Here is a 9,470-nt window from a genome sequence, read left to right as displayed (position 1 = left end):
TAGTAACTACAGAAATGCTTTGTTTCCAAAACCCACTGCCGAAAGCCGTTACCTGAAAGCCGTAAGCAATAGGTAAGCACAATTTAACACTCTGTGCCTGTTGCCTAAAACCTAATTCTATGACCCACTAATTGCTCAAATACGTGTCTTTTTTACACAATACCAAAGATAAAAGCAATTTATTGGATTAAATCTATTTTTTATAGGATACTATTGTAAAAATAAAAAGGAGAAAACATTATTTTGTATGCCTCTACATGGGTTTGAGCCATGAAAAAAGGCTACCTTTTCCAGTAGCCTTCAAAACTAAATTTCTTCTTCTTTGATAATCCCCAAATTAATGAGCCAGAGATAAGCCACAAAGAGGTATTCATAGTAGGTAATAAAATTGCTGACCTTATGCAGGCTCATAACTAGTATGATATTAAATGCCCCCATTAATATCAACAAGCCCGTAATAGACAGAGGAAGCCATTTTTTGTTTTTGATAAAACCCATAGAAAAACATTGAGATAGTGGGATGATAATCGTAAAACAAAACAATAAGCAAATCCAGCCAGCGGTTGCTCCAGTGGTAAAGTAATAAATGGTGGAGGCTACTCCGCCTACTAAGCCTATTCCTACGATTTCGGAAGCTCTTTTTTCGGTAGGAGACAGTGCCAAATTCCCGAATTTATTTAATCTTAAAAATAAATTCCCAAGCGGTTCTATAATCCAGCTCACATAAAACACTACCACTACTAATAGATAAATAGGCAATATCCATGGATATTGCTCACTCAAATCGCCAAGGAAGTTTGCACCCATCATCAACCCAATGATAATCGCTAACTGTACTAGTCCGTTATGTTTCGATAAGAAAAAGCTAAAGGCTAGAAACTGACGATAAATCCAGTTTTGAGACTTGATACTTTCTATCATCCCATGACGAGCAAATTTCATGTTCGGATCAAGGCGTAGGGCTTCGGCAAAATGTGTTTTGGCTTGTTCTACTTCCTGATTTTGTAACAATGCCCAACCGATATTGGCATGGCTAAAAGCATCGTTTGGATTGTTGTACAAAGTTTCTTCCATGCTGTCCTGCAACAACTCGGTATGCCCTAGTTGATTGAGACAAATGGTTTGGTAGTTGAGACAAGCATTATTGTCGGGTTCTAATTCAAGACCTTTATGGGCATATTTGAGTGCCTCGCTCCAAGATTTTCTTTGGATATATATTGCAGACAATACAGCCCAAAATTCAGCAACAAAAGGGTTTAATTGAATGGCTTGTCGAATATAATCTTCGGCTACGGCAAGCTGGTCTTTCTGTAAAGCCATGGTTGCCTTAAAGTAAACGCCAAGTGCAGATTTGGGGTGATAATGACAAATTTCGTCGGTAAAAAAATTAGCAGAAGTGTAATCCGAAAGGGCTAAATAACAAAGAACCAATTCCGCCAGAACAAACTCGTGAGTTGGTTCTAAGTCTAGAGCCTTGGTTAATTCGGTTATTGCCTCTTGTGGCTTATTGTTAGTACGCAGTCGAACGCCTTGTTCCAGATAATGCTCGGCAGTATTCATTGCAAATAGTGTGTCTGATGGTTTATGGTAAAGTTAGGACGGTGTAAAAGGAAGTATTGAACTTTCTCACAAATCCACTTTTTACTGTATATAAAACTAAAGTTGATAGAAAATTAGTACAGAAGGAAGAAAACAAATTGATGGACTGCAGGCTGTCGCTCGAAAAGTTATAACTTTCAAAACACTTTAGCCCTTTGCACCTTTGTGCATTTAGAGCTCATTTACCATTCTAGTTTTCCTGTCTTTTTATATTGTTCCAAGGCTTTTTTGATTTCTTTAATTCTGTGGTCCGGGTCGGGGTGGCTACTTTGAAACTCTGAGGGGCGATTTGGCCCGGCGGCTTGTTTCAATACTTCCATTACATCTACCATTTGCATGGGGTCATATCCAGCTTCGAGCATATATTTTACGCCAAATTTATCCGCTTCAAGTTCGTCGTTACGACCATATTTGAGCGTAATCATTTTGCCAACATATTGAGCAATAGCAGCCGAATTGTTGTGACTGTAAGGGTCGGAGGTAGCTGTCACTGCAGCCGAAAGTAGTCCATTGGTCAGTTCATCTTTGGCCATTTGTTGTGCCGAATGTCGACCAATCACATGCCCAACTTCATGCCCTAATACCCCTGCCAATTGGTCTTCTGTGGTGAGTTTTTTCAACAAACCGTAGGTAATAAATATCTGTCCACCAGGCAAAGCAAAAGCATTGATGGTATTGGGGTCGGCCAAAAGATAGAAATTGAATTGATAAGGCGATTTTGAGGCTTCGGAGTTATTTACCACCTTGCTTCCAACTGTTTTTACCAAATCTTGAAGTTTTTGATTTTGGTATAACCCACCAAATTCGGCAGCCATTTGTGGTGCCGATTGCAAGCCCATCGAAATTTCTTGCTGTGGCGTCATGGTTACGGCTTGTCTTTTGCCCGTAACAGGGTTTACCTGCATTTTGGAAAAATACGAAAAAATTGAAACTACGGCTAGTACTAAACCAACCAATAATCTTGAGCGGAGGTTACCTAGATTCATGTTTATGAAGAATTTTTTAAGAGGCAATAACCATTAAGCTAAAGTGATAAAATAGGGTTTGGGGATACTCTTTTTGCAATGGCTACGCGTTAAACTTTGATGGTTTTGTTGGCTAACAGTACTAACGCAACGTAATTGCTGGAAAATTAAGAAACTCTCAACTGCTTTCAAAATAATGACGAATCCTTTCAACAAAGTAACATTTTTTGTCTTCTAAATTCTGGAAGCTGTTAAATAATGTTAAATCTTTATACGCTATGCTTGAAATCGCCGTTGAAATACAGAAATTTGAGTTTAGGCAATGGTATAAGCGTACAACTTGATTTGTGCTTGAGTAATATTCAGCACAAAAACACTTTAAAGTCTGTAAATACCTACTCATTACAAGTAAATTGCCTAAGAACTTAACTTTCAAACTCAAAACTTTTTTGTAAATTTGCATTCTTATGCGAAAACATTTTTTATTATTCATATTTTTTGCCTTCATCTTAGCCTCATGCGGTAAATTCGAGAAAATCAGAAAACTTACTGATGAAAAGAAAAAATACGCAGCGGCTATCGAATATTACAAAAAAGGCGAGTACGACAAAGCTGGAATTTTGTTTGAAGAAATTCTCCCTTCCCTGACTGGTACCGATCAGCAGGAGCTGGTGACTTTCTATCAAGCCTATTGTGATTATCATACAGGCAACTTTGAAATGGCCAATTTTCGTTTCAAGCGTTTTGCCGAAACTTTCGCTCGTAGTGAGTATGTAGAAGAAGCGGTGTATATGGCGGCTTACTCCTTATTCAAAAACTCTCCATCTTACAACCTCGACCAGAGTGGTACTTTAACAGCGATTAACGAGCTACAAAGTTTTATCAATAATAATCCTGATAGTAAGTTTCGTACGGAGGCCTCTGATTTGATTAAGGATTTGCGTAAAAAATTAGAACGTAAAGCTTACGAAAAAGCGAAATTGTATCACAAAACTTCGCCTTTCAATATAGCTTCGTTGAAATCGTCGGTCATTGAAATTGCCAACTTTCAGAAAGATTATCCAGATTCTGAATTCAGCGAAGAGTTATGCTACTTGAAGGTTGTTTCGCAATACGATTTGGCTGTAAGTACCATCGAATCCAAACAGCTAGAACGTTATAGAGATGTAGTAAAATTCTATCAAGAATTAATCGATAAATACCCAAGCAGTAGTTATCTAAAAAAAGCAGAAAAATTTTATGATATTAGCATGAAAGCGTCCGACCGCTTAGCTAAATTGGAAGAAGAATATAAAAAGGCACGCGAAAAAGAGAAATCAAATACTACGAAAGTAGGCGCAGCCGAAAACCAAAAATAATTTTTGAACCCTTTTTCTGGTACAAGAGTTAATAAATTGTTCAATTCAGTCAGAATTAAAATAGCATCAATAATATGGCAACCAATCCATCAATCATCACAAGAGATGTAGATAAACTTGCAATCAAAGCAGGTGGTAATACTTATGAGGCAGTAGCAATTATTTCAAAACGTGCTAGACAAATTGCTCTCAAAACTAAAGAAGAATTGAACGCTAAATTGGCAGATTTCGCTTCTTCTGTGGATAATTTAGAAGAAATTTTCGAAAACCGTGAGCAAATCGAAATTTCTAAGTTTTATGAGAGATTGCCAAAGCCAACATCTTTAGCTATCGACGAGTTTACAGAAGACAAATTTACTTTCCGTCTTCCTGGTCAAACTAGCCAAACTGAAGAATAAGATTGACAACAATGACTTTTATGTCTTGTTTCGATAACAATGTTTTTCTTAAAAGGGTCAGATGTATTGCATCTGACCCTTTTATTTTGTTGTAAATTGCTTTCGAAAACAACAATTCTCTAAAGAATCTCAAATGATACTCAATAATAAAAAAATCCTTTTGGGGGTTTCGGGTAGTATTGCGGCCTATAAAATTGCTTTTTTGACTAGACTTTTAGTAAAAGAAGGAGCAGAGGTAAAAATAGTGATGACCCAGGCGGCTAAAGAATTTATTACGCCTCTAACATTGGCAACACTCTCGAAAAATCCCGTTGTTTCAGAATTTATCAAAGACTCAACGGGTGTATGGAACAATCACGTGGATTTGGGTTTGTGGGCGGATGTAATGCTGATTGCTCCTGCTACAGCGCATACTTTGTCGAAATGTGCCAATGGTATCTGTGATGATTTGTTGACAGCTGTATATCTGTCAGCTAAATGTCCCGTGTATTTTGCACCTGCCATGGACTTAGATATGTATCAGCATCCGAGTACTTTACATAATCTCGAAAAACTCCAAGAATATGGCAATACCATCATTCAAGCAGGTTTTGGGGAGCTGGCTTCTGGTTTGGTAGGAGAGGGCCGTATGGCAGAACCAGAACAATTGCTTGAACATTTGAAAAGATTTTTTGCCTATCAACCAAGTTTGGCACAAAAAAAGGTACTAATTACCGCAGGTCCTACACAAGAAGATATTGACCCTGTTCGATACATTAGTAATCATTCAACTGGCAAAATGGGTTATGCTATTGCTAATCAGTTTGCCAAAGCAGGAGCAGAGGTGATTTTGGTGAGTGGTCCTACCAATCAGCCATTGCCTGATGCCAATATCCATTTGGTAAAAGTACGTTCGGCGCAACAAATGTTTGAGGCTACACAAACGCATTTTTATGATGCAGATATTATTGTCTTGGCTGCAGCAGTAGCAGATTATACGCCTGCGACTGTAGCAGATAAAAAAATAAAAAAGAAGGAAGCTACGTTTAATATTGAATTGGCCAAAACCATAGATATTGCCAAAACGCTTGGCTCTGAGAAGCAGGCACATCAAATCTTGGTAGGTTTTGCCCTCGAAACCGATAATGAGATGGAAAATGCCATCGGGAAGCTCAAATCTAAGAATTTGGACATGATTGTATTAAATTCTTTACAAAATAAAGGAGCAGGATTTGGTCATGATACCAACCAAGTGACAATTATTACCAAAGATGGCACCCTGCATGAATTTAGTCTCAAAAGCAAAACGGATGTTGCCTCCGATATCGTGAATGCCATTCAGCAATTGAGTTTGTAGAAATTATTTTACCGTAAACCATGAATAACGTATTTATGAAATCATTACTAAAAATAGCATTGATGGGAATGTTGGCATTATTGAGCCAGACTACGTATGCCCAAGAACTGAGCTGTACCGTGTCTATCAATACCGACCAGATTCAGGTTAATGAGCAACGGGGTGCTACACAGATTTACAACGAAATTCAATCGGTAATTCAAGAATTTATGAATAACCGCCGCTGGACCAACGATAATTTTTTACCAGAAGAAAAAATAAAATGTTCCCTCAATATCATTATTACCCGCGCTACAGCCAGTGGTGATTATGAAGCCAATGCTCGTTTTCAAGTAATACGTCCTGTTTATGGTACATCCTATGAAACGGTTATCTTAAATTACGTAGATAGAAGTTTTAATTTTAAGTATTTATCAGGGACACCTTTGTATTACAACGACAACAACTATACCGATAACCTGACGCATCTTTTGGCTTTCTATTCGTATGTTGCCCTAACTTTTGATTATGATACTTTTAGCAAATTTGGAGGCGATAAATATGCTCAAAGATTACTCAATGTGGTAAACCTTGCGCAAAATGCAGGTGGCTCGTGGGCACCTTCTACTGATGTGAGAAGTCGCTATTTTTTAGCTGAAAATTTACTAAATCAACAATTACTGCCTATTCGTGAGGGATATTATACCTATCATCGCTTGGCTTTAGACAACTTTGGTACAAACCCTGTTGATGCTCGTAAACAAATTACGGCATATCTCAATACCATCAAGCAAGTAAATGCCAATAAGCCTGGGCAATTGCTGAGTCGCTTGATTTTTGAATCAAAATCGCCTGAACTAATTAATATCTTTAGTGAAGCGCCCACGGAAGAACGTAAAAAAGTGAGTGCATTATTGTCTTCTTTAGACCCCATTAATGCTGACCAATATCGTAAGCTGACTAAATAAGTAGCTTAGTAAAATTAGATTTTTATTTTGTGATTTAGGCACAAGGCAAAGAGTGTTAAGTTGTTTTCGAGTAACGATAAATATGTTTTTGCCAAGTACTCATAGCCGAAAGCTGAAAAACTGAAATTTATTTTGTGTATTAACTTAAACGTACTGCAACCATCTGAAAAATCGCATAAGCCTGCCCTGTAGGGGTAGGCTTATGGTTTTATAGGGGCTTTGTTGTAATTTTCGTTTCTGATTCAATTCCTCAAATCCCCCATTTCTATGAAAAATAATATAAGTTTGGTATTGCTCGCCCTATTGGTTGGGGCAGGGTTAAGTAGTTTTGTTACTCCTGTTTCACACTCTGATGTACCCAATTGGCAGTTTTCAATTTTTACTAAAATTGATGCCGTAAATCCAGTTTTGATGCCTTCCAACAAACAAATTTTTACTTGTCCTATCCTCAAAAAAGAGGTCAAGTGGGAAGAAAAAGACGTATTTAACCCTGCCGCTGTGGTGCGTGATGGTAAGGTATATTTGGTATATCGTGCCGAAGATAAAATTGGTAAATTTGCAGGAACTTCTCGTTTAGGATTAGCTATTTCTTCAGATGGTTTACATTTTAAAAAAGAACCAAAACCTATTTTTTATCCTGAAAATGATGCCCAAAAAAACCTCGAATGGGAGGGCGGTTGCGAAGACCCTCGTATTGTCGAAAGTGCTCAAGGGCAATATATCATGACTTACACTTCGTATGATGGTAAAACAGCCAGACTAATGTTGGCAACTTCGAAAGATTTACGCAAATGGACTAAGCACGGACTCGTTTTCAAAGCCCCCAAACATCATAATACTTGGTCGAAGTCGGGGGCAATTGTGGTGGATAAAGTAGGCGACAAAATGATTGCTAAGAAAATCAATGGAAAATATTGGATGTATTGGGGCGATACCGATTTGTTTATGGCAACGTCTACAGACTTACTTAATTGGACGCCAGTCGAAGATGCAAAAGGGCAATTAGTATCAGTGCTGAAACCACGAGAAGGCTATTTTGATAGCAAATTAGTAGAGCCCGGACCTTTTGCTTTATTTACGGCAAAAGGCATTGTGTTACTGTACAATAGCGCCAATAATGGACAAACAGGAGATAAATCTTTACCAGATATGACTTATAGCGCAGGTCAGGCTTTATTTGATGCTAGTAATCCTACGGCATTGAAAGACCGCGCTAAAAAATATTTCATGACTCCGAATAAGCCTTATGAAATTACAGGGCAGGTAAATAATGTATGTTTTGTAGAAGGAATGGTATTTTTTAAAAATCAGTGGTTTTTGTATTATGGCACCGCCGATTCAAAAATTGCAGTTGCTACTAGCAAAGGAATCTCGGATTTCTGAAATAAAGTAAGATACCTTTCTTTAAACTAAGGAGTAAAAAGAAGTTATGGGTTAATAGTAATCTACTGTTTAATCACTAAACCACTTAGTTCGGTATAATTTGTATTTGAAAATGAGAAAAAATCCCCAATCAAATATCTCAAATCCACAATCCGAAAACTCCTTGTTACCTTATTCGCATACAAGTCTCGTGATTCTTCATTAACTTGTATTGTAATTTAAGCCCAATCACGACTATGATTTCTTCTAAGATTCGTTTGTTCGTTTATTTTTCTGTTTTTTGGATGAGTATCTGTACAAGCTATTCGCAAGTATGGCATCCCGTTAGTTCTAATGTTAGCTTCAAAATCAAAATGCTTGGTGCTGAAGTCATTGGTAAACTGTCAGGTTTTCAAGGAAGCATCCACTTTGACCCCGAACATCTCGCTCAATCCTCTATCTATGGTTCTGTCGAAACAAATACCATTGACACTGGTAATAGTTTGAGAAATAGACATTTGAAAGAAAAGGAAGGTTTTTTTGAAGTTGCTAAATATCCAACTATTGCCATGAAGTCGCTCAAAATAGAAGCTAATGGCGAAAGTTTTGTGGGTACTTTTGCTCTGACTATGAAAGGTATTACAAAAAACATTCGACTTCCTTTCTCTTTTATCAATGAAGGAGAAAACGCTATCTTTAAAGGCTCAACTACCATTAATCGTAGAGATTGGCAAGTAGGCGGCGGAACGATTGGTATGAGCGACAATGTAGAAGTTTCGATTGTATTGAATGTGAAAAAGTAATTTTGAGGGTCAAAGGCAACGGGCACAAAGGCACAAAGTGTATTTCAGAAAAGAGTTTTTACTAATTTGGTTAAACACTTTGTGCCTGTTGCCTTATTACCTTATCCCTTTCTAAAGATAAATTGATTAATTAGACGACCTAGAGGGTCAGTGAACTATTAAAAATGTTACCACAAACAAACGTAGAAGTTCTTACGCAGCTTACCGACTTGCTTGGTCAGATGAGTGATGAACAATATAAAAAACCTCTTAAACAACTTCATAATAACTCTATTGGGCAGCATGTGCGTCATATAGTAGAGTTTTATCAGTGCTTGCTCAAAGGTTATATTTCAGGAACGGTCAACTATGATAACCGTGAAAGAAAAGCTCAAATTGAGACGGATAGATACTTTACCTTGCAGGTGCTAGGAGCTATTATTGGCAAACTTACTTTCTGGGAGGAAGATAAAGTATTGTCTTTGGCTACTAGTTATGATGGGGAGGAACTTTTGGAGATGCCTACCAGTTTTAATCGTGAGTTGGTATATCTTATCGAGCATACCATTCATCATTTGGCGATTATCAAAATTGGTTTAAATGAGGCTTTTCCAATGATCGAAATTCCTGAAAATTTTGGTGTTGCCTATTCTACTATTCGTTTCAAAGAAAAATAAGTTTCAGAGGCTTAGGGCTATTGAATTGCCCATCGCCTAAAGCTAC

9 protein-coding genes are annotated in these 9,470 nt (G+C 37.5%); 7 read left to right on the top strand and 2 right to left on the bottom strand.

Annotated features, from left to right (window positions below; all coding sequences use genetic code 11):
* Positions 1 to 306: 306 nt before the first annotated feature.
* Both ACOVQ4_RS00795 and ACOVQ4_RS00790 read right to left on the bottom strand, forming a co-directional pair.
* Positions 307 to 1,560, bottom strand: a complete 1,254-nt coding sequence (locus tag ACOVQ4_RS00795) for a tetratricopeptide repeat protein (RefSeq protein ID WP_421818776.1) — start codon at positions 1,558 to 1,560, stop codon at positions 307 to 309.
* 221 nt (positions 1,561 to 1,781) lie between these two features.
* Positions 1,782 to 2,585, bottom strand: coding sequence for a M48 family metalloprotease (locus ACOVQ4_RS00790; protein ID WP_421818775.1), 804 nt, complete (start codon positions 2,583 to 2,585; stop codon positions 1,782 to 1,784).
* A gap of 446 nt (positions 2,586 to 3,031) precedes the next feature.
* Here ACOVQ4_RS00790 and ACOVQ4_RS00785 point away from each other — a divergent pair, with 446 nt between their 5' ends.
* From ACOVQ4_RS00785 to ACOVQ4_RS00755, 7 genes are all read left to right on the top strand, one after another.
* Complete coding sequence (locus ACOVQ4_RS00785) at positions 3,032 to 3,922, top strand: outer membrane protein assembly factor BamD (RefSeq protein WP_421818774.1); 891 nt, start codon at positions 3,032 to 3,034, stop codon at positions 3,920 to 3,922.
* A gap of 74 nt (positions 3,923 to 3,996) precedes the next feature.
* Positions 3,997 to 4,320 carry a DNA-directed RNA polymerase subunit omega gene (locus tag ACOVQ4_RS00780; RefSeq protein ID WP_095161579.1) on the top strand — a complete coding sequence of 108 codons (324 nt, stop codon included), beginning with the start codon at positions 3,997 to 3,999 and terminating at the stop codon, positions 4,318 to 4,320.
* A gap of 133 nt (positions 4,321 to 4,453) precedes the next feature.
* Positions 4,454 to 5,656, top strand: a complete 1,203-nt coding sequence (coaBC, locus tag ACOVQ4_RS00775; protein WP_421818773.1) for a bifunctional phosphopantothenoylcysteine decarboxylase/phosphopantothenate--cysteine ligase CoaBC — start codon at positions 4,454 to 4,456, stop codon at positions 5,654 to 5,656.
* 20 nt (positions 5,657 to 5,676) lie between these two features.
* A complete protein-coding gene (locus ACOVQ4_RS00770) occupies positions 5,677 to 6,603 on the top strand; it encodes a DUF4835 family protein (protein WP_421818772.1) in 927 nt (308 codons plus the stop codon).
* A gap of 267 nt (positions 6,604 to 6,870) precedes the next feature.
* Positions 6,871 to 7,986, top strand: coding sequence for a glycoside hydrolase family 130 protein (locus ACOVQ4_RS00765; RefSeq protein WP_421818771.1), 1,116 nt, complete (start codon positions 6,871 to 6,873; stop codon positions 7,984 to 7,986).
* A 236-nt stretch (positions 7,987 to 8,222) separates the two neighbouring features.
* Complete coding sequence (locus tag ACOVQ4_RS00760; RefSeq protein WP_421818770.1) at positions 8,223 to 8,768, top strand: YceI family protein; 546 nt, start codon at positions 8,223 to 8,225, stop codon at positions 8,766 to 8,768.
* Between the two features lie 164 nt (positions 8,769 to 8,932).
* A complete protein-coding gene (locus tag ACOVQ4_RS00755) occupies positions 8,933 to 9,424 on the top strand; it encodes a DinB family protein (RefSeq protein WP_421818769.1) in 492 nt (163 codons plus the stop codon).
* Positions 9,425 to 9,470 lie beyond the last annotated feature (46 nt).

Origin of the sequence: Flectobacillus sp. (genome assembly GCF_049240685.1) — a bacterium.
Taxonomy (GTDB): Bacteria; Bacteroidota; Bacteroidia; order Cytophagales; family Spirosomataceae; genus Flectobacillus.
Note: the sequence above shows the minus strand (reverse complement) of the source record. Positions and strands in the feature narration are given on the sequence as shown.

Bases quoted from the DNA above. Each gene is read 5' to 3' on its own strand.
- ACOVQ4_RS00765 (WP_421818771.1), top strand. From the start codon at position 6,871: ATGAAAAATAATATAAGTTTGGTATTGCTCGCCCTATTGGTTGGGGCA.
- coaBC (WP_421818773.1), top strand. From the start codon at position 4,454: ATGATACTCAATAATAAAAAAATCCTTTTGGGGGTTTCGGGTAGTATT.
- ACOVQ4_RS00760 (WP_421818770.1), top strand. From the start codon at position 8,223: ATGATTTCTTCTAAGATTCGTTTGTTCGTTTATTTTTCTGTTTTTTGG.
- ACOVQ4_RS00790 (WP_421818775.1), bottom strand. From the start codon at position 2,585: ATGAATCTAGGTAACCTCCGCTCAAGATTATTGGTTGGTTTAGTACTA.
- ACOVQ4_RS00795 (WP_421818776.1), bottom strand. From the start codon at position 1,560: ATGAATACTGCCGAGCATTATCTGGAACAAGGCGTTCGACTGCGTACT.
- ACOVQ4_RS00780 (WP_095161579.1), top strand. From the start codon at position 3,997: ATGGCAACCAATCCATCAATCATCACAAGAGATGTAGATAAACTTGCA.
- ACOVQ4_RS00770 (WP_421818772.1), top strand. From the start codon at position 5,677: ATGAATAACGTATTTATGAAATCATTACTAAAAATAGCATTGATGGGA.
- ACOVQ4_RS00755 (WP_421818769.1), top strand. From the start codon at position 8,933: ATGTTACCACAAACAAACGTAGAAGTTCTTACGCAGCTTACCGACTTG.
- ACOVQ4_RS00785 (WP_421818774.1), top strand. From the start codon at position 3,032: ATGCGAAAACATTTTTTATTATTCATATTTTTTGCCTTCATCTTAGCC.